Annotated in this window: 21 protein-coding genes, 1 riboswitch and 1 other annotated feature; of the genes, 15 read left to right on the top strand and 6 right to left on the bottom strand. The window is 35.0% G+C overall.

All coding sequences use genetic code 11. The features are described from left to right. Positions 1 to 72 precede the first annotated feature (72 nt). The gene (locus DN410_RS01140; protein ID WP_149174971.1) at positions 73 to 1,335 is read right to left on the bottom strand and encodes a murein hydrolase activator EnvC family protein; all 1,263 of its coding nucleotides are present in this window, start codon (positions 1,333 to 1,335) and stop codon (positions 73 to 75) included. A 494-nt stretch (positions 1,336 to 1,829) separates the two neighbouring features. Here DN410_RS01140 and gltP point away from each other — a divergent pair, with 494 nt between their 5' ends. From gltP to DN410_RS01095, 9 genes are all read left to right on the top strand, one after another. Next, complete coding sequence (gene gltP / locus DN410_RS01135) at positions 1,830 to 3,101, top strand: glutamate/aspartate:proton symporter GltP (RefSeq protein ID WP_070805591.1); 1,272 nt, start codon at positions 1,830 to 1,832, stop codon at positions 3,099 to 3,101. Between the two features lie 67 nt (positions 3,102 to 3,168). Next, positions 3,169 to 3,687 (top strand): ribonuclease FAU-1 family protein, encoded by a 519-nt coding sequence (locus tag DN410_RS01130; protein ID WP_149174970.1) that lies wholly within the window; start codon positions 3,169 to 3,171, stop codon positions 3,685 to 3,687. A 120-nt stretch (positions 3,688 to 3,807) separates the two neighbouring features. Beyond that, a riboswitch (SAM riboswitch) is annotated at positions 3,808 to 3,913 on the top strand. A 95-nt stretch (positions 3,914 to 4,008) separates the two neighbouring features. Beyond that, positions 4,009 to 5,325, top strand: coding sequence for a Na+/H+ antiporter NhaC family protein (locus DN410_RS01125; RefSeq protein ID WP_000665467.1), 1,317 nt, complete (start codon positions 4,009 to 4,011; stop codon positions 5,323 to 5,325). 191 nt (positions 5,326 to 5,516) lie between these two features. After that, the gene (locus tag DN410_RS01120) at positions 5,517 to 5,873 is read left to right on the top strand and encodes a lmo0954 family membrane protein (protein WP_149174969.1); all 357 of its coding nucleotides are present in this window, start codon (positions 5,517 to 5,519) and stop codon (positions 5,871 to 5,873) included. 47 nt (positions 5,874 to 5,920) lie between these two features. After that, on the top strand, positions 5,921 to 6,583 hold the full coding sequence (locus DN410_RS01115; protein ID WP_149174968.1) for a PspA/IM30 family protein: 663 nt from the start codon (positions 5,921 to 5,923) through the stop codon (positions 6,581 to 6,583). A 107-nt stretch (positions 6,584 to 6,690) separates the two neighbouring features. Further along, a complete protein-coding gene (gene liaF / locus DN410_RS01110; RefSeq protein ID WP_149174967.1) occupies positions 6,691 to 7,431 on the top strand; it encodes a cell wall-active antibiotics response protein LiaF in 741 nt (246 codons plus the stop codon). Then, positions 7,431 to 8,486, top strand: a complete 1,056-nt coding sequence (locus tag DN410_RS01105) for a sensor histidine kinase (protein WP_149174966.1) — start codon at positions 7,431 to 7,433, stop codon at positions 8,484 to 8,486. Before liaF ends, DN410_RS01105 begins: the two co-directional genes overlap by 1 nt. Continuing rightward, the gene (locus tag DN410_RS01100) at positions 8,483 to 9,115 is read left to right on the top strand and encodes a response regulator (RefSeq protein WP_000598710.1); all 633 of its coding nucleotides are present in this window, start codon (positions 8,483 to 8,485) and stop codon (positions 9,113 to 9,115) included. Before DN410_RS01105 ends, DN410_RS01100 begins: the two co-directional genes overlap by 4 nt. Beyond that, positions 9,112 to 9,483 carry a DUF3922 domain-containing protein gene (locus DN410_RS01095; RefSeq protein ID WP_149174965.1) on the top strand — a complete coding sequence of 124 codons (372 nt, stop codon included), beginning with the start codon at positions 9,112 to 9,114 and terminating at the stop codon, positions 9,481 to 9,483. Before DN410_RS01100 ends, DN410_RS01095 begins: the two co-directional genes overlap by 4 nt. Positions 9,484 to 9,507: 24 nt before the next feature. Here DN410_RS01095 and brnQ3 read toward each other — a convergent pair whose 3' ends face one another. Then, a complete protein-coding gene (brnQ3, locus tag DN410_RS01090; protein WP_149174964.1) occupies positions 9,508 to 10,863 on the bottom strand; it encodes a branched-chain amino acid transport system II carrier protein BrnQ3 in 1,356 nt (451 codons plus the stop codon). Between the two features lie 58 nt (positions 10,864 to 10,921). Beyond that, positions 10,922 to 11,180: a binding site (T-box leader), on the bottom strand. Between the two features lie 283 nt (positions 11,181 to 11,463). On the opposite strand from brnQ3, the gene DN410_RS01085 reads away from it, so the two are divergent. Then, a complete protein-coding gene (locus DN410_RS01085; RefSeq protein WP_149174963.1) occupies positions 11,464 to 11,673 on the top strand; it encodes a hypothetical protein in 210 nt (69 codons plus the stop codon). A gap of 39 nt (positions 11,674 to 11,712) precedes the next feature. Here DN410_RS01085 and DN410_RS01080 read toward each other — a convergent pair whose 3' ends face one another. Then, positions 11,713 to 12,489: a class I SAM-dependent methyltransferase gene (locus DN410_RS01080; protein WP_149174962.1), complete on the bottom strand. Its 777-nt coding sequence runs from the start codon at positions 12,487 to 12,489 to the stop codon at positions 11,713 to 11,715. A 107-nt stretch (positions 12,490 to 12,596) separates the two neighbouring features. Here DN410_RS01080 and DN410_RS01075 point away from each other — a divergent pair, with 107 nt between their 5' ends. Further along, on the top strand, positions 12,597 to 13,448 hold the full coding sequence (locus tag DN410_RS01075) for a YhfM domain-containing protein (protein ID WP_149174961.1): 852 nt from the start codon (positions 12,597 to 12,599) through the stop codon (positions 13,446 to 13,448). A 106-nt stretch (positions 13,449 to 13,554) separates the two neighbouring features. Here the strand turns inward: DN410_RS01075 and DN410_RS01070 are convergent, their stop codons facing one another. Continuing rightward, positions 13,555 to 13,752 (bottom strand): hypothetical protein, encoded by a 198-nt coding sequence (locus DN410_RS01070; protein WP_001053353.1) that lies wholly within the window; start codon positions 13,750 to 13,752, stop codon positions 13,555 to 13,557. Between the two features lie 151 nt (positions 13,753 to 13,903). On the opposite strand from DN410_RS01070, the gene DN410_RS01065 reads away from it, so the two are divergent. The 3 genes from DN410_RS01065 to hmpA all read left to right on the top strand — a co-directional run bounded on the left by DN410_RS01065 (position 13,904) and on the right by hmpA (position 17,002). Next, positions 13,904 to 15,001: a site-2 protease family protein gene (locus DN410_RS01065; RefSeq protein ID WP_149174960.1), complete on the top strand. Its 1,098-nt coding sequence runs from the start codon at positions 13,904 to 13,906 to the stop codon at positions 14,999 to 15,001. A 114-nt stretch (positions 15,002 to 15,115) separates the two neighbouring features. Next, a complete protein-coding gene (locus DN410_RS01060) occupies positions 15,116 to 15,634 on the top strand; it encodes a hypothetical protein (RefSeq protein WP_149174959.1) in 519 nt (172 codons plus the stop codon). A 159-nt stretch (positions 15,635 to 15,793) separates the two neighbouring features. Next, positions 15,794 to 17,002 carry an NO-inducible flavohemoprotein gene (gene hmpA / locus DN410_RS01055; RefSeq protein WP_149174958.1) on the top strand — a complete coding sequence of 403 codons (1,209 nt, stop codon included), beginning with the start codon at positions 15,794 to 15,796 and terminating at the stop codon, positions 17,000 to 17,002. A gap of 30 nt (positions 17,003 to 17,032) precedes the next feature. Here the strand turns inward: hmpA and DN410_RS01050 are convergent, their stop codons facing one another. Next, positions 17,033 to 17,545 (bottom strand): Crp/Fnr family transcriptional regulator, encoded by a 513-nt coding sequence (locus tag DN410_RS01050; protein ID WP_149174957.1) that lies wholly within the window; start codon positions 17,543 to 17,545, stop codon positions 17,033 to 17,035. 170 nt (positions 17,546 to 17,715) lie between these two features. On the opposite strand from DN410_RS01050, the gene DN410_RS01045 reads away from it, so the two are divergent. Continuing rightward, positions 17,716 to 17,943 carry a hypothetical protein gene (locus DN410_RS01045; RefSeq protein WP_000883004.1) on the top strand — a complete coding sequence of 76 codons (228 nt, stop codon included), beginning with the start codon at positions 17,716 to 17,718 and terminating at the stop codon, positions 17,941 to 17,943. 293 nt (positions 17,944 to 18,236) lie between these two features. Here the strand turns inward: DN410_RS01045 and DN410_RS01040 are convergent, their stop codons facing one another. Next, positions 18,237 to 19,037, bottom strand: a complete 801-nt coding sequence (locus DN410_RS01040) for a sulfite exporter TauE/SafE family protein (RefSeq protein ID WP_149174956.1) — start codon at positions 19,035 to 19,037, stop codon at positions 18,237 to 18,239. Positions 19,038 to 19,064 lie beyond the last annotated feature (27 nt).

Raw genomic sequence — 19,064 nt, 5'->3', positions numbered from 1 at the left:
AGTTGTAGTCTATGTGGAATGCCTATATTGTGTGAAGTGTAAATAAAAAAACTCGGTATGCACCGAGTTTTTTTATAATCCGATATAAGGAGATGGATCAACTGCGTTTGTCTTGCCGACATTCCATTCTCCCAGATGAAGTTCGAAGTGTAAATGTTGTCCGTATGATTGGCCAGTATTCCCCATAAATCCAAGTTGAGTTCCTTGTTTTACAGTTTGTCCATTCGATACAGAACGGCTACTCATATGAGCATATACTGTTGTGTATGTTTTTCCGTTAATACGGTGAGATAAGTACACAACATTTCCGTAACTAGATGATAATTCTGAGCGAATAACAACGCCATCTGCAGCGGCAATAATTGGAACAGTTCCTGAAGCCGCGATATCAATTCCTTTATGGTTATCTAAAGAACGTGCACCAAATCCTGAAGTTTTTGATCCGGCTGCCGGTTTAATAAATCCACCTATATTTGTATCGTGTGGTGTCGGTGCGGCTTGGGCAGATGTGGTAGCTTGTTTACGAGCTTCTTCAGCCTTGCGTGCCTCTTCAGCTTTACGAGCTTCCTCTGCGCGTTTTTCTTCTTCAATTGCTTTTTGAACAGCTTGACGCTGATTTTCTAAAATACTTTTTGATTCTTCTAATCCTTCAATCTCTGAATCTACTTTTGCCACTTTCGTATGTAGATCGTTAATAAGTGTTTGTTGCTGTTGTTGGTTGTTTTGTAATTCTTGCTGCTTTTGTTCTAATTTTTGCTCGGCTTCTTTTAGTTGTTGCTCTTTTTTCTCAACAGCCTCTTTTTCAGTTGTCACAGCATTTTGATCGGTTGTTTGTTTTTTCACGATATCTGTATCGTTGTTTAAAATTAAACTTACGGAATACATATTATCAACAAGATCAGCAATGTTTGCAGAGTTTGTTAAGACCTCTGTAATAATACTTGTACGAGGTTTTTCTTGCATAGATTGTAGTCGTTGTTTAATAACTTCTTGACGTGTATCTATGTTTGTTTGTAATTGTTCTATATGTTTCTTTTTTTCAGCAATTATTTGTTGTGTTTTGTTAATTTCTTTTTTCGTATCGTTTAATTCAGCTTCATTTTTATTAATAGATGTAGTTAATTCATCGATTTTCTTTTGTAATTCTTGAATTTCTTTTTCTATTTGTTCTTTCTCAGCTGATTTATTTTGTAAGTCATTTTGTTTGCCGTCTAATTCTGATTGTATGTTAGATAATTTATCTTGATTCGTTTCAGCGTATACAGGTGAAAGTAGTGGAGAAACAAAAATCGTTCCTGCCGCTAAAACACTAAATGCTGCAAATTTCTTTTTCATTGTTGTTTGGCTCCTTTCCCTATGAATGTTATATATCATAAGAAGGGGAGTGTCTATCGTTGTAATCATAATGTAAAGGAAATTTTATAAAAATGCTAAATTTTGTCGTAATTTAGCATCTTTTAAGTTTGATTGTCATAGTAGTTACATTTTTTTGTGAGTACAACAAAGAGAATGTATCGTATGTTTTTGTGAAATAAAGGAAAAATATATGTTTGTTTTATATAGTTAAATATTTGTAGGAAAGTCAATAAAATACTGGTAAGGAATCGTTCTCATGTGAGGTTTTCTGACATGGGTTTTGTTTTTGTCAAGAAAATTATTTGCGTTCGGGCAAAGTTATTTTGTTGTCAGATTTTAAATTTTGATTTATGATTTTTAACAGGGACAAAATGTAGTGAATTGTCGAATAATATGTAATACTCTTAATTTCGAGTTTTATAGAGATAGAATGAGAGATAGAGTGACACATCGAAGAGGGGGTTACAACAAATATGAAAAGAATAGGACTTGCATGGCAAATATTAATAGGACTTGCGCTTGGTATTGCAGTTGGAGCGATTTTCTTTGGCAATCCGGCGGTGGTGAGTTACTTACAACCAATTGGTGATATTTTCATCCGATTAATTAAAATGATCGTTGTACCGATTGTTGTAGCAAGTATTGTTGTTGGGGTTGCTGGTGTTGGCGATGTGAAAAAACTGGGCCGACTAGGCGGAAAAACAATTATTTACTTTGAAATTATTACAACAATTGCAATTATTGTAGGTCTATTAATTGCGAATATTTTCCAACCGGGAAAAGGCGTAAATATGGATCAGTTAACGAAGACAGATATTTCGAAATATACACATACGACAGAGCAAGTACAAAGTCATTCATTTGCAGATACATTTGTAAATATTGTTCCAACGAACATTATGAAGTCATTAGCTGACGGAGATATGCTTGCTATTATCTTCTTCTCTGTATTATTTGGTTTAGGGGTAGCAGCAATTGGTGAAAGAGGAAGACCGGTTCTTCAATTTTTCCAAGGTGTAGCTGATGCAATGTTTTATGTAACAAACCAAGTTATGAAATTTGCACCATTTGGTGTATTCGCACTAATTGGTGTTACAGTTTCTACATTCGGTCTAGCTTCATTAATTCCATTAGGAAAATTACTAATTGTAGTATACGGGGCAATGATTTTCTTCGTTGTAGTTGTCTTAGGACTTACAGCGAAAATATTTGGAATTAACATTTTCCAATTCTTTAAAATTTTAAAAGACGAACTGATCTTAGCGTATTCAACAGCAAGTTCAGAAACGGTTTTACCAAAAATTATGGAGAAAATGGAAAAGTTCGGTTGTCCGAAAGCAATTACATCTTTCGTTATTCCGACAGGTTATTCATTTAACTTAGATGGATCAACTTTATATCAAGCAATTGCAGCTCTTTTCTTAGCACAAATGTACGGTATTGATTTATCTATTACACAACAAATTACATTATTACTTGTATTGATGGTTACATCAAAAGGTATCGCGGGTGTACCGGGCGTATCATTCGTTGTATTATTAGCGACACTTGGTACAGTAGGTATTCCAGCTGAAGGTTTAGCCTTCATCGCCGGTATTGACCGTATTTTAGATATGGCTCGTACAGCAGTTAACGTTGTTGGTAACTCTTTAGCAGCTGTAGTTATGTCTAAGTGGGAAGGTCAGTATGATGCTGAAAAAGGACAAGCCTATTTAGAGGAAATTTCTAATAAGCAAGCGGCTTAATTATAATTTGAACAAGCTCTCACATAATATGTGGGGGCTTTTCTATATAGAAGGGGAGCGGGACGTAATGAAACGTAAATATGGTGACGGTTCTTCGTGGAAGCGACTAATAGAGAAAGATTATACGGTTAAGCACATAGAAGAGGGAATGCTAGGAATACTGGAAATAAAAAAAGTGAGAGAACCTAGTTGTAAAGAATATGATAGTAAAGAAATTTGTATTGCAGGGGATAAGTATACGTGGATTCAGTATTTCATAAATGGGAAGAACTTTGCAATAACAGCTATGCTAGATGATAGGAAAACATTAGTGCAATATTATATTGACGTAGCGAAAGAATATGAAATAGACGAATGTGGTTTACCGTATTTTGATGATTTATATTTAGATGTAGTAGTGTTACCAAACGGTAAGATATATGTATTAGATGAAGATGAGTTAGAGGATGCTTATAAAAATGGTGATGTTACAAAGGAAGAATATGAGTTAGCTTGGCATACAACAAAATGGATAATAGCGGCCATAAAAAATAGGGGATTTTATTGGATTTCAATATTGGATGAAGAAATTGAAAAGTGGAAATGATTGCTGTATTCGCGTTTTTGTATAATTACCAAAAAAATCTATACAAAAAATAATTGACTTTTGTTTAGTAAGCGAGTAAAGTTAGGAAAGAAATTATTATTAAAAAATAAATACGAAACCTTCTTATAAAGAGAGGCGGAGGGACTGGCCCTACGATGCCTCGGCAGCGGACTCGATTTCAGAGTGCTGTGCCAAATCCAGCAAGCATGTGCTTGAAAGATGAGAAGAGTGTTTCTTATAGATGTATAAGACCTCTTCTCATTGGAAGAGGTCTTTTGTTATTCATTAGAAAAAAGGTTGAAACTAGGGAGAGATGGTACTTTGAAAGAAACGAGAGGAAATGGTTTAGCTTTATTACCGCTTGGGATATTTTTGGCACTATTTATTGGTTCTGGAATTATTACAGGTGATTTCTATAAATTGCCGATACTTGTAGCAATTTCAATTGCTGTAGGAATCGCTTTAGCGATGAATCGTAAAGAAAGCTTTAATGTGAAAGTAGAACGCTTTGCTAAAGGTGCAGGAAATCCAGATATTATGATTATGGTATTAATTTTTGTACTTGCAGGTGCGTTTTCTGAAACAGCTAAAGGGATGGGCGGAGTAGATTCAACTGTTAATTTAGCGTTATCTATTTTGCCACCAGGATTTATCGTAGCTGGAATTTTTGTTATCGGGGCTTTTATTTCATTAGCGATGGGAACTTCGATGGGAACCATTGCAGCGCTAGCACCAATTGCTGTAGGTATTAGTGGGCAAACTGATATCTCAATTGCACTTACGATGGCGACCGTTGTTGGCGGGGCGATGTTTGGTGATAATTTATCATTTATTTCAGATACAACAATCGCAGCTGTTCGCTCACAAGGAACAGAAATGAAAGATAAGTTTAAAACGAACTTTTTAATTGTATTACCGGCTGCGATTATTACGATTGTACTATTAGTAATCATTACTTTAGGAAGCGATACGCAAGTTAAAGCTCATAGTTTTGACTGGATAAAGATTTTACCGTATGCAGGAGTACTTATTACAGCATTACTTGGCTGGAATGTACTTATTGTGTTAACAGGTGGAACTGTACTATCTGGTGCTATCGGCCTTATAGATGGAAGTTACACGTTAGAGAGTTTCTTTAAAAGTGTAACGACAGGAATGGGCGGTATGATGGAGTTAGTATTACTTGCTATTTTAATTGGTGGTATGGTCGAACTGATTCAATATAATGGTGGTATTCAATATTTAATGAATCTTTTAACGCGTAACATTCGCTCGAAAAAAGGTGCAGAGTTCGGTATTGCTGGCTTAGTGAGTATGACGAATATGTGTACAGCAAATAATACGATTTCTATTATCTTTACAGGCCCACTAGCGAAAAATATTGCAGATCAATATGAAATTGATCCGCGTAAATCAGCGAGTGTATTAGATCTCTTTTCTTGTTGTGTGCAAGGATTAATTCCGTACGGTGCCCAAATGTTAACTGCGGCAGGATTTGCTGCGTTATCTCCGATTGAATTGTTACCATATGCATTTTATCCAATTTTAGTAGGGGTATGCGGGATTGTTTCGATTTTGATTGGATTTCCAAGATTTTCGAAAGTAGCTGAGAAAAAAGAGTATCATAAAACAGCTTAATTTAATATGAAAGTTACCGTTAATTATTGAAGCCGCGCAGAGAATATTCTCTGCGCGGTTTTTTGTTTGATGTGAAGGGCTGAATTCAACTCGGTCTTAAGTCTGAGTTGAAAACGGTTCTTAAGCTCGTTATGGAAAGATGAAAAAATAGTTAAGATAAGAGTATCAAATCGAAGGGAGGCAAGCACAAGATGAAACAATTTCTAGCGTTTATCGCGGCCGGTATTTTGGCTCTAATTGCTCTTGGTAGTCTTGCTGGTATTGTAGGATTCGCAATCGGAGCAGGAGTTGTGTACTGGAGCTACAAATCATTTGTGCGAGCACAATCATTTTTTGGAAAGTTAGCTTGGGGTATTGTCGGTTTAATCGGCTTGTCAATTGCCCTATCACATTCACCAGCATTAATCGGTATCGCTGCTTTAGTAGTTTTATACTACGGATACCGTGAGTGGAAAAAAGAAAAAGATGTAGTTATTGACGCTGCTCCAGAAAGTTCTAAACCATATAGCAACTTTGAAGACGAGTGGAACAAATTAATGAAAAACTAAAACAATAAATCAAATCATAAATAAAGTAGAAGAGAGGAAGATTTATAATGAAACAATCTTTATTCGGACGTGTACGCGATGCAATTTTAGCTGATTTTCATAACGTGTTAGATGAGAAAGAAAGAAAAAATCCAATTGCTATGTTAAACCAATATTTACGCGATAGTGAGCGTGAAACAACGAAAATTGAGAAGTTAATTCAGCGTCACAAAACATTAAAATCTAACTTCGCTCGTGAGCTTGAGCAAGCACGCTATTTCGTTAATAAAAGATCAAAGCAGGCTGTTATTGCTCAAGAAGCAGGAGAATTACAATTGCACGAGCGTGCGTTAGAAGAAGTAGCTTATTATGAAGGTCAAGTAACTCGATTAGAAGAAATGTATGCAGGTGTTGTAGAGCAAATTGATGAGTTAGAGCGTCGTCTTTCTGAAATGAAAAATAAATTAAAAGAAATGCACGCAAAGCGTATGGAATTAATGGCACGTGAAAATATGGCACATGCAAATCGTCGTATGAATACAGCGATGCATAAAATGGATGAGAATAATCCGTTCTTACGATTTGAAGAAATTGAAGATCACATTCGTGACTTAGAAACTCGTATGAATGAGGAGCATGAGCGTGACACATTTGATATGAAAATTGCAAAGCTTGAGCGTGAAATGAAAGAAAAAAGTGAAGTGTCGTTAACGAAGGAAGTAACAAAATAATTGTAGTATATTATAAAACAGGCTTATGATATAGTGATAGGAGAAAAGGTGTTGGAAAGCAATGCCTTTTCTTCTATGTATATGTAACGAAGAGGGGAGGAGCTGAAATGAAAAAGCACTTTTCAAAAACGCAATTAATGGGGATGCTCCTCATCATATTTGGATTCGGTCTTTTTCTTGATATGATACTTGGACATTTTGAACCAGGTGGTTTAATTTTTGCATTTATTATGATTATGTTTGGAAGGCATTATCGTAAGAAAAATCGTTATGTTAGGGGAAATGTATTTTTATTTGTTGGCGGTATAGTACTTTTATTCTTTTTATTCTCATCAGCAGCCTTTGTACTCGTAGTATTTGCTTGTTTAGCTTTAATTGGTTATCAACTAATTCAGCAAGGACAGCGGCAAAAAGCAATGAAGGTTGAAATTAAAGAAAAAGGATATATAGATGAAGAGAAGCAAATATATCGTACAGAGCCATATTTGAAAAATATGTTTGTAGGTAATGTCCGAATGATGGATCATATTTATGAACTTGAGGATATAAATGTTCAATATGGTGCTTGTGATGTTGAAATAGATTTAACGAATGCGATGATTCCAGAAGGAGAGACAGTAATTGTTATTCGAGGTGTTGTTGGGAACATTCGTTTATATGTGCCGTACGATATTGAATTGTCTTTAAACCATTCTGTTATTGTTGGGCGGGTGTTATTGCCAGGACATGAAGAAACAGGATTTAACCGTAATGTTACGTTTAGAACAGAACAATATAAAGAAGCTCCTCGTCGTATTAAAGTTGTTTCTTCGCTTGTCGTAGGCGATACGGAAGTGAGGAAAGTATAATGAAAAAGCAAAAAAATATTTCGTGGATGTATATTCGTTATTCTATGTTATCCTCTGTGAGTATCGCGCTTATCTGTACAATTGTATATGTATGGAAAAGTGAACAACAAGTTTATGATTTACTATGGAAAGAATCCATCGCTTCTGTTCCAATTGGCTTGTTTATTATGAGTACTAGTCTTCTTATTGGAGGAATTATAGGTTATGCAATCGGTTATTATATTGAGCAGCGTATACAAGGATTAAATACTTTCTTATTTGAAGTAGAGCGAGGGAATTTTCCAAATGATGTTTCGTTTACTGCGGACGATGAATTTCATGAAGTGGAGCGAAAAGTAATCGTTCTTGCTCGTCGATTAGAGGAGCAAGCGGGACTATTTCAAAAAGTAACGAATGAACGAGCTCATTGGAATGAAGAGATGAGACAAGAAGCGATTTCTCAAGAAAGGCATCGATTAGCAAGGGAACTGCATGATTCAGTAAGTCAGCAACTTTTTGCAATGTCGATGATGATGTCAGCGATTAATGAGCAAGTGGTTGAATTTCCAGATATGACAAAAAAACAATTACAGCTAGTTGAAAATATGGTTGTAAATGCGCAATCAGAAATGCGGGCATTATTGCTTCATCTACGCCCTGTACAATTAGAAGGTAAAAAACTGACTGAAGGTATAGAAGAGTTGTTAACGGAATTATCACGAAAACAACATATGAAAATTGAATGGCTTATCGAACCTATTGAATTAAAAAAAGGTGTAGAAGACCATTTATTCCGTATTGTGCAAGAAGCGCTATCGAATACGTTACGACATGCGAAGGCAAAGAAAACAGAAGTGCGTCTTCGTAAAATTGATCAATATGCGATATTAAAAATCATTGATGATGGTGTTGGATTTGAAGTAGGAGTTAATAAGGCTGGTTCCTATGGTTTAAGATCTATGCAAGAGCGTGTTCATGAAATCGGAGGGACACTAAAAGTGCTTAGTTTTCCAAATAAAGGTACGCAAATTGAAGTGAAAGTACCAATTATGATTGAGAGAGGTGGAGAAGTATGATCAAAGTATTACTAGTTGATGATCATGAAATGGTTCGCATGGGTGTATCAGCTTATTTATCAACCCAGCCAGATATTGAAGTAGTTGGAGAAGCTGAAAATGGAAGAAAAGGGTCAGAGTTAGCGCTGCAATTAAGGCCAGATATTATTTTAATGGATCTTGTCATGGATGAGATGGATGGAGTTGAAGCAACAAGGGCTATTATTCAAGAGTGGCCAGAAGCGAAAATTGTTGTTGTAACAAGTTTTTTAGATGATGAAAAATTATATCCTGTTATTGAGGCCGGAGCAACAAGTTATTTATTAAAAACATCAAGAGCAAGTGATATTGCGGATGCGGTGCGAGCTACTTATGATGGAGAAACAGTATTAGAGCCAAAAGTCACTGGTAAAATGATGTCGCGTATGCGCCAGAAGAAGGAACAACCTTTGCACGAAGAGTTAACAGAAAGAGAGTATGAAATTTTGTTGTTAATTGCAGAGGGGAAAAGTAATCAGGAAGTTGCAGATGAACTATTTATCGCTCTAAAAACAGTGAAAACACATGTGAGTAATATTTTAAATAAGTTAAATGTAAGTGACCGAACGCAAGCGGTTATTTATGCATTTAGACATCAATTGACGAAATGATAAGGGGCTTTGGCTGTTCATCTTGCCAAAGCTTTTTATTGACGATAATCCATGTAAGCGTTATCATTATAGTGTTAACAGTACATACAAGGGGGAGAATGTATATGTTAGTTCAAACAATATTTGGAATGGATAAATCGAAAAAATTAGGGGATTATGTGAACGCATTACAAGCGCTTTGTGAACAATATAATGTTGAAACAGATAAAATTGCAATTGTTGAGGCAACAGAAGAGTACTATTTATTTTTAGTAAAGCAAGAAGATTGCTATGATGTTGTTAAAGTAGAAACAGTTGATACAAATATTGATTTTTATACGAAAGCGTATAAAATAAGTAGTTTTAATCATAGTGCTTATCAAATGTAAAAAAACTCCCTTATGGGAGTTTTTTTATGATGCTTTTGCTTCATGAGAGTCGGCTATTAATGGGACTTTTTTTGCACCGCTTAGTTTAGCGATAGTAAATCCGATAAGAGCTCCAGCTAATGCTGGTACGAACCAGCCGATCCCTTCATTAAATAAAGGAATAAATTCAAAATACGGTGTGATAAATGAAACAGGAATTCCACCTTGTTTTAATCCATCAAATACACTCACAACTGCTGCTCCAATTAATGCACCTACATATACAGAGCGATATCCACCAAAATACTTATGAAGTAATGAAAGTAGAACGAGTACAATCGCAATTGGATATACAACAAGTAGAACAGGGACAGAGATGGCGATAATTTTTGTTAAACCTAGGTTGGCAACTAATAATCCTAATGTACAAATGAGACTCGCGAATGCGTTGTATGAAAATTTTGTAAATAATGTTGAGAAATATTGACTACATGCAGATACGAGTCCAACGCATGTTGTTAAGCAAGCCAGTGTAACAATAAGAGATAATAGAAGCAGACCATATGGACCGAATAGTTGCTGTACGATAACAGTAAGTAGCTGTCCACCATTTTTTGCATATCCGAGAGAGACACTCGTTGTTCCAAGCCATCCAAGTGCACCATATACAAGTACGAGCCCTGTAGCGGCAATAAGCCCTGCTTTTCCTGTTGCGATGGCAATGGATTTGCGATCGTTCACACCTGTAGAGCGAATTGCGTTTACAACGATAATTCCAAATGCAAGTGCTGAAATGGTATCCATCGTTAAGTATCCTTCCATAAAACCTTTGAAGATTGGAGAAGTTCGATACTCTTGCATTGCTGGTCCTGATTGTCCGAGTGGTGTAAATACACTTTTAACAAACAATAAGAAAATAGATAGTAATAAAATAGGTGTTAATATATTTCCAATGCGATTGACAAGTTTAGATGGATTTAAACTAAGCCAAAATACGATAGCAAAGAAGATGACCGTGTATAAAAATAGTGCTAGGTTACTAGAGCGAATTGTTTCTGGCAAGAAAGAACTAATTCCCATTTCGTAAGCGACATTAGCGACACGCGGAATGCCCATTGAAGGACCAATGGCGATATATACAACAACAGTAAAGAAAATTCCGAATAATGGGTGAACATGACTTGCAAGTTGTTGCATTCCATTTCCAGATAGGGAGATTGCGATAACAGTTAGTAACGGTAAACCGACTCCTGTTAATAAAAATCCAATCATTGCAGGCCAAAAGTTTTCACCAGCATTTTGTCCAAGCATGGGAGGGAAAATTAAATTACCTGCCCCAAAAAATAAAGAAAATAGCATAAGACCCGTGAAAAAAATATGTTTTTTTGATACAGTGTTCATTGTTTTTTCCTCCTTTTTTAAAATTCATTTGTAAGAACACAAAAAACTCGTCCCTAAAGAAAGGGACGAGTTATATTTACCCGCGATACCACCCTAATTTATACATGTAGAAATAGATCTATATGTATACGGCTTTGCAACGTACAACATGATACGTGTTCCTTGTAACGGTGGACAGCCGGTAAGAACTTACTGTGACATTCGGTTCTACTCCTCGGAGATGATTTTCGGTTACGCGCTGAACGTTGGCTTGCAGCAAATCGCCAACTCTCTGGGGAACAGTTCTATAACGTACTCGTTCTCGTCAATGAATTTTTATTCAAGTATTCTGACAGTATTGTTACATGATTTTTTTAGAAAGTCAACATATTTTTTTTGTGTATGCATTTAGATATTGAAATATAGTCGATTATATAAACTATTTGAAGCGGAAAGATTCTTAAACTGGTTTTGTAACAGAGGAGTGAAAATTTATAGGTAATTGTAAAAATTGTGGAGAAAATTGATATTTATAGGAGTGAAGAAGGGATTAATTGAATTTATAGAGAATAATACAACAATCCACTTGCTGGAAAGAACAAACCAAAAGAGGTGACTGAAATGCTTGCGATGGGAGTGTTATTTGGCATTATTGCTATAATTGGTTTTATGTGGTTACATTATTCGCGTTCATTTAAACAAGCAGAAGTTTTACTCTTTCAAAAAGGTAGTTTGTTGACAAATCAGTCTAGATATTTAGTATGTCCGAAGTGTGGAAGTGCACAGGCCAGAAGTGGAGGATATCAAGAGTGTTGCAAAGTTAGATTATGAAAGAAGGGAGCCTCACATTATTTTGTGAGGCTTCCTTCCTTACAGTTTCATGGCGCTCCAAATTGTCCACCGATCTCTTTCGATAATAGGGGATACGTTTTGTAATGCGATTTGGATGTGGTGTAGAAGTTGAGAAAGCTCATAATCTGTTAATTCGTATAGAATAGATCGACCTGTTCGAGGAGATAAATCTTGCAATAATGCTTCTACAGAATCATGTGTTTTTCGTATTTCCCATTGTGTTTGAGCGGGGAACACACGAAGAGAATGTTTTTGTAATTCTTGCTGTATAGTATTCGTTTTTGGTCTTCTTTTTGATTCGGTTTCAATGAGTTTTGGAAAGACTGAGAAAAAATATCCGCGAATGTGTTCAGGACTTCCAGGAATTATACAATCTTCAATGGTTCGGTCTTGTACAATAAGTACACCGTTTTTCTTTAATATACGAGAAGCTTCACGTAGAAATGTAGGAATGTCTTGTAAATGATGAATCACTGCGCGCGAAATAACAATGTCGAATGTATCATTAGGATATGGAATACTATGTGCATCACCGTGAATGAATGAAATGTTTGAAAATCCGCTACAATTTTCTTTTGCAGCCTGTAATATTTCTTTTGAAAAATCAAGTCCAACAACACTTTTTGCTCCCATAAGAGCAAGTTCTTTCGTATAAATCCCACCACCACAGCCTATATCAATTATTTGCTTGTTTTGTATACTTGTAATATTTTTTATCATTTCTCTCCAAGAAATATGGGCGTTTCGCTGTGCGTATGTGTATTTATTATTTGCATCGTGAAAATTAATGGACATTAAAAAGGCCTCCTTTCAATGCTTAGTATAGCTTATTTTATAGTGTTTCACGTTTTTGTTTTTTATATGAAGGTTATAGGAATTTCTTATTGTAAAGGGGGATTAAGTTGAAAAGGAAATATGTATTGTTGTTATTTGCTATGTTACTAGCATCTTGTAGTCAATTTGAGCAAAAAAAAGAAACAAAAAAAGTGGAAGAGACGGTGAATGAAGTGAAAGAAACAATAGGGGTAACCGTTATACAAAAAAAACATAAAGAGAAAAAGTTACAGGAATCAGAAGCTAAGGTAGTAATAGACATTATGGATAAAGCTGAGAAACAAGAAATAACAGGTAGCTTCGGTGAACCTGAATATGAAATACAAATTAGTAGAGATGGGAAAAAAGAAACATATTATGCATGGCTAAGGGGGGAAGACAGACGAGGGTGGGTACAACATAAGAAAGCTATGTATATGCTGAATAAAAAAGATACGGAAAAGCTTTTGGCTATATTTCCAAATGTTTCAGAACAAAAAGAAGATGAGATGCAGGTAGGTCCTTTAACGGAAGTAACAAAAAAAGATTTGCAGATTACTGCGTTTCATATTAAAGCAGGCGATCAAAAAGTGAATTATACGGTCCGGTATACGATTTCACAATCATTATATAACAAGTTAGAGAAGGAACAAGAATATTATTTGCAAGTCATTTTCCCAGAAAAAGTTCAAAAATTAATTGGAGCAAAAGAGAGTGAAAAAATTTCAGGTGAAAAGGTAAAGGAAGGGTATAAACAGTATGAATTGCATGCTACTGTTCCGATACAAGGTGCTTCAGAATCACAATTAAAGTCATTAGAAACATATTATGAAAATTATGATTTGAAAATATTAAATAGTAAAAAAGAAAAAATAGGTGTTTTTCAAAATATCATTCAAATTGTTAAAGAGTATGGTGAAAAAATGAATTTACAAAGGTAAAGTGAACTTTATTTAGTCCTTACGGATCGGGATGAATGTAAACTCGTCAAGTCTATATGAACTTTCCTAGGAAATGATAAAAGAGAGGGGAAAATACCCCTCTCTTTTACTTTGCTTTTGCAGATGGCTCATTCATTGATTTTCGTGTAATAAGAAAAGAAATCATAAGAGCGGAAAGGATGATAAGGGCAATAAATACGTGATTGGGCAACAAATCTAATAATAATACGTAACTAACGGTATAAAAAATAAGAGTTGAAGCTAAAAACGATAGAGCGCCTATTATGAGAGATTGTAAATTCAATTGTGTGCACCTCCTTTTATTTATATTTTTGGCTAAAAATGGATTATATAAACATTATTTCTAACAATAGAAAAAAATATGTCATAATAGAGAAAAGAACAAGCTTTGATGAATGAATATGATTCATTAATGAGAGATAAAGGAGAGGAATATGAAAAATAATAAAAAAGGATTATGGGGAATTATTGTTGCAATAGGGCTATTTTTACTTTCTAAGTTAAAGTGGGTATTTGCAATTTTTAAATTAGCAAAGTTTTCAACCGTATTTAGTATGTTTCTATCGCTTGGTGCATACGCAGTTATATATGGGTGGAAATTTGGGATAGCACTTATTTACTTGTTATTTGTTCATGAGATGGGGCATTTGTGGGCTGCGAAAAGAAAAGGTATACCAACATCGCCGGCGATTTTTATTCCATTTATGGGGGCTCTTATTGGGATGAAAGAGATGCCGAAAAATGCAAAGGATGAAGCCTATATTGCCTATATGGGACCTCTTTTCGGATTGCTTTCCTTTTTACCTGCAATCCCACTTTATATAATAACGAAAGAGCCGTTTTGGGCGCTCATTATTTTGCTTGGAAGTATGATTAATTTCTTTAATTTGATTCCAGTTTCACCGTTAGATGGTGGCCGAATTATTTCGGTTGTGAGTACGAAAATTTGGGGAGCAGGGCTTGTTTTACTACTTGGCTATTCAATTTATTTTAAAAGCATTTTAGGAGGATTTATTGTCATTATCGGCTGTATGGAATTGTATAGAGTAATAAAGAGAGATGAGCCAATTAAGGAATTAGGATATAGAATTGATGGAATGAAAGAATATGTTGCAAAGCTTGAAGAAGAGTTAAAAGAAACTGGTGCAGTGCATCGAAATATATATATGATGCAACATGAAGTAAATGTATTAAGGCAAAAAGAAAGAGAGAAAGAATTAAAAACAGGAGAACTTCAAAAGATTGAAGTGTTAGAGTATCTTTTACCAAAGTTTGAGCCACTGGATTACGTCCCATATGAAGATGAAAAGGAGACACATACAATTCATATACGAGAAGCATTTGAAATGTCAGAAAGAAAATTACAGGAATGGGATACAGAAAAGGGACAACAAGAAAACTATTATAAAGTGGATACGAAAACGAAATGGACGGTATTTGCTTGTTATATCGGACTAATGGCTATTCTTGGTTATACAGCTTATGAAGGGTATATTGTTTTACAAGAGCATTTGCCAAGGAGAAGTGTGTAGAAAAATAGTGTCGAAATGATGGGAAGGATTTATACAGGAATTATAATTCTACGAGAGAATGTTACAAGTGTAGTACTACTTTGTAATATTCCTAGTAGAGAAGGAGTTCTGTATATGAAGAAATTGTTAAGTGTGTTCGGGGTTATTATCGTGATGATTATTGCAAGTTATAGCCTTATGAAAGTGCTGTTATATTATGCGAATAAGCCTGCAGAGGTAAATACAATAGCTCAAATTGAAGATGTGCAAGAAGAGACAAAAGTACTAGATTTTATTCGTATGACACATGAAAGTTATAATAATTTCTTGAATTATGGTAAAGCAGAGAATTATACAGAAGGGGACTGGAACCAATTTAAACAATGGTTTCAACAACAAGAATCGTCTTTAAAAAATATACATACAGAAATAAAGAATGAAAAAATAAAACGTGATGTAAATAGAAGCTATGAAATTGTAAAAAAAGGTGTGGAACTTCAAAATATTGAGTTTGTAGTTTATGCACATCGTGTATACCATGACTTAGATATTATCGTAAATAAATATAGAGGTGAAACGAACATCTGGGGGTATACAGAATTTGGAGATGGGAAAGATATAAGGGTAATTGAACAAGCAATACAGTCTAAATAATAAGCTGGCTAGCATTCTAGTTGGCTTATTTTCTTTTGTAAGTGCAATGTTCATATATTTTTCACAAAAACATCGTGTTAATAGTGATTAAAATCACAATCTGTATTATACAATTCAGTTAAACTAAAAACAGTTAAGGAAATAGAGGAGTGGGATACAATGTTAAGTGAAAAAACAATTGAAATCGTAAAGTCAACAGTACCGTTATTACAAGAAAAAGGCGTTGAAATTACAACGAGATTTTATGAAATTTTATTTTCGGAACATCCGGAGTTATTGAATATTTTCAATCATACGAACCAGAAAAAGGGAAGACAACAACAAGCGCTAGCGAATGCTGTTTATGCAGCTGCAACGTACATTGATAATTTAGAAGCTATTATTCCAGTTGTAAAACAGATTGGTCATAAGCATAGAAGTTTAGGTATTAAAGCAGAACATTATCCGATTGTAGGTACATGTTTACTACGTGCAATTAAAGAGGTCGCAGGTGCACCTGATGAAGTTTTAAACGCATGGGGAGAAGCTTATGGTGTCATTGCTGATGCATTCATTAGCATAGAAGCAGAGATGTATGAAGAAGCAGCACATAAAGAAGGTGGATGGAAAGATTTCCGTAACTTTGTAGTTGTTAAAAAAGTGAAGGAAAGTGATGTTATTACGTCATTTTATTTAAAACCTGAAGATGGAGGGAAAGTTTCTTCATTCATTCCAGGACAATATGTAACAATTCAAATCAATATCGAAGGTGAAACATATACGCATAATCGTCAATATAGCTTATCTGATGCTCCTGGAAAAGAATATTATCGTATTAGTGTCAAGAAAGAAAAAGGTGTAGATACACCAGACGGCAAAGTATCTAACTACTTACATGATCATGTAAAAGAAGGCGATATGTTACCAGTAAGTGCACCAGCAGGAGATTTCGTATTAAATATGGATTCAACTTTACCAGTTGTCCTAATTAGTGGTGGAGTAGGGATTACACCAATGATGAGTATGCTAAATACGTTAATTGAACAAGACTCAAAACGTAATGTATGCTTTGTTCATGCGGCGTTAAATAGTAATACACATGCAATGAGAGAACACGTTAAGGCAGTGGACAACGAATATGAACAAGTTAAAGCGTACACTTGCTATTCGGCACCGACTGAAAAAGATTTGGAAATGAAGAACTTTGATAAAGAAGGTTTCATTGAAAGAGAATGGTTACAAACTATTATTCCGACAACGGAAGCAGAATTTTATTTCTGTGGTCCTGTACCGTTTATGAAGCATGTAAATGCTGCACTAACTGATTTAGGTGTTAAACAAGAGCATATTCATTATGAGTTTTTCGGTCCAGCAGCAAGCTTACAATAGTGGGAGCTGGAACAAACAAAAAACGAGGTATTATTTCGCCTCGTTTTTTGCTTGTTCTCTTAATAATCGATTTACTGTTTCACGGCGTACACCTATTAGTTGACCAATCTCACTTTGTGTTAATATTTCATAAATAGGGATATCACCTAAATATAAGGTGAACCACTCTTGTAAACGATGAAGGCGCTCTTTCGGAGAGACGGTTGTTAATTGATCAATACGTTGTTGCATCATTCTTAATTTTGATTGTAATTGCATAGCGATATTGGCATATGATTCAGGATTTGCCAGAAGTTTATCGTACCATTCGCTACTCATAATAGGTTCTACTTCTGTTTTTATTAAAGCGATAGCTGTACCGTGATATTCTTTCGGTGAAATTAATGAATGGTGAGGTATCGTTTCACCTGGAACGATAATGTTAAATAAAAATGGTGTCCCATCTTCTTGTAGCCTCACCACTTTTAATAAACCGGATTTAATAAAATATAAAGGACCGTCTTCGCCTTGACGGAATAGTACATCTCCCTTGTGTAGAATCAATGTTAGCCCCCCATTTAAACAGTTCTATTTCTTCTATTTTAGCTTATATGTATAAAGACAATCTGCTATTTAAATAGCAATTTCATTGACGAAATGTATGCTATTACAGTAGTATACTATTTAGTGTGTAATAGTACTAGCAATGAATACGCTGTAGGGGGTTTAGTATATTGTTAGATGCGATGAAGATGACGGATATGAGAATTCCGGCAAATGCTATCATTCATGTGGAAGAGATGAAAGGTGGAGTTGTTCTATCCGTTGAAATAGACGGCCAAATTATTTATACAATGGCCTATGATGAAGAAACCGATAGTTATGCTGAATTATATGATCGAAACGATAAGAGGGCGTGCCAAGTACATGAGGACTTTATGGGATGGTCACTTCTTCACTAAAAAGATGTCAATATGACATCTTTTTTTATTGAATCGATAGATTATACAACGAAATGAAATATATGGATAAGATTTGTAATAAATGATTTTGCATTGTTAACACTTTGTAACTGCAAGTGGACTCTTTTTTCGATATCATTAAGGTAATAGTCGTAGCTATAGGAGTGGTCAACTTGAGGAACCTACATATTTCAAATTTTATGCTATTAGGTGTTTGTCTCATCTTACTTGTTCTCCTTGGAACGTTTTTATATTCATGTGTATAAGAAAAAGCGCATTCTAAAAAGAACGCGCTAGAAAAGGGATGTAATGATTAATCTAGTTCCAAGAATAATTAATGTGATACGTAATAAATTAATTACTGCTTTACCACTAAGTTTTGTATTTATATAAGCCCCGATTTTTCCGCCAATCCACGCACCAGGAATAAGGATTAATGCATAAATCCAGCTAACATTACCTAGAGAGATATGAGTTGCAGAACTTACAATTGCTGATAGAAATACGATAAACATCGAAGTTGCTACAGCAATGTGCGCTGGGAATGCAAAAAGGAGCATCATCGCTGGAACAAGTAAGGCACCGCCACCAATTCCAAATAAACCAGAAATAAATCCAACTATAAAGGCAATAAAGATAGCGAGAAGCGGTGGGAATTGATAGTTTACAGTATTTCCTTCGTTATCCGTAAAAGAACGCTTAATTACAGTCATATTTGATAAGGAAAGAGGTTTTAATTTGTCTCGTAACATAAGAAGAATTGAGACGAAAATAAGGAACACCCCAAAATATAAAGAAAATGTATCTTGGTTTAAAAATTTGTTTGCCCATGATCCGATAATACCACCAGGGCCACTCCCAATAAATAAAATAAGTCCACTTTTGTAATCTACTCGTTTATGCTTCATGTAAGTAAGGGTGGAAGACAGTCCTGTAAAAACGACTGTTACCATAGAAGTTCCCACTGCGAGCTGTGGGGATAAACTGTGTAATCCAATTAATAATGGAACAATAATAATTCCGCCTCCGAGTCCAACTAGGCTCCCGACTGTCCCGGCGATTAGTCCGATGAAAAGTAACATGATGTATTCCAAAATTGCCAACTCCTCTAAATAACTTAT

Origin of the sequence: Bacillus sp. SH5-2 (genome assembly GCF_008368905.1) — a bacterium.
Classification (GTDB): Bacteria; Bacillota; Bacilli; order Bacillales; family Bacillaceae_G; genus Bacillus_A; species Bacillus_A luti.
Note: the sequence above shows the minus strand (reverse complement) of the source record. Positions and strands in the feature narration are given on the sequence as shown.

Coding starts and splice junctions, on each gene's coding strand:
- brnQ3 (WP_149174964.1), bottom strand. CDS start 10,863: ATGAACACTGTATCAAAAAAACATATTTTTTTCACGGGTCTTATGCTA.
- liaF (WP_149174967.1), top strand. CDS start 6,691: ATGAAAAAGCACTTTTCAAAAACGCAATTAATGGGGATGCTCCTCATC.
- DN410_RS01065 (WP_149174960.1), top strand. CDS start 13,904: ATGAAAAATAATAAAAAAGGATTATGGGGAATTATTGTTGCAATAGGG.
- DN410_RS01100 (WP_000598710.1), top strand. CDS start 8,483: ATGATCAAAGTATTACTAGTTGATGATCATGAAATGGTTCGCATGGGT.
- DN410_RS01115 (WP_149174968.1), top strand. CDS start 5,921: ATGAAACAATCTTTATTCGGACGTGTACGCGATGCAATTTTAGCTGAT.
- gltP (WP_070805591.1), top strand. CDS start 1,830: ATGAAAAGAATAGGACTTGCATGGCAAATATTAATAGGACTTGCGCTT.
- DN410_RS01130 (WP_149174970.1), top strand. CDS start 3,169: ATGAAACGTAAATATGGTGACGGTTCTTCGTGGAAGCGACTAATAGAG.
- DN410_RS01085 (WP_149174963.1), top strand. CDS start 11,464: ATGCTTGCGATGGGAGTGTTATTTGGCATTATTGCTATAATTGGTTTT.
- DN410_RS01095 (WP_149174965.1), top strand. CDS start 9,112: ATGATAAGGGGCTTTGGCTGTTCATCTTGCCAAAGCTTTTTATTGACG.
- DN410_RS01060 (WP_149174959.1), top strand. CDS start 15,116: ATGAAGAAATTGTTAAGTGTGTTCGGGGTTATTATCGTGATGATTATT.
- DN410_RS01080 (WP_149174962.1), bottom strand. CDS start 12,489: ATGTCCATTAATTTTCACGATGCAAATAATAAATACACATACGCACAG.
- DN410_RS01140 (WP_149174971.1), bottom strand. CDS start 1,335: ATGAAAAAGAAATTTGCAGCATTTAGTGTTTTAGCGGCAGGAACGATT.
- DN410_RS01120 (WP_149174969.1), top strand. CDS start 5,517: ATGAAACAATTTCTAGCGTTTATCGCGGCCGGTATTTTGGCTCTAATT.
- DN410_RS01105 (WP_149174966.1), top strand. CDS start 7,431: ATGAAAAAGCAAAAAAATATTTCGTGGATGTATATTCGTTATTCTATG.
- hmpA (WP_149174958.1), top strand. CDS start 15,794: ATGTTAAGTGAAAAAACAATTGAAATCGTAAAGTCAACAGTACCGTTA.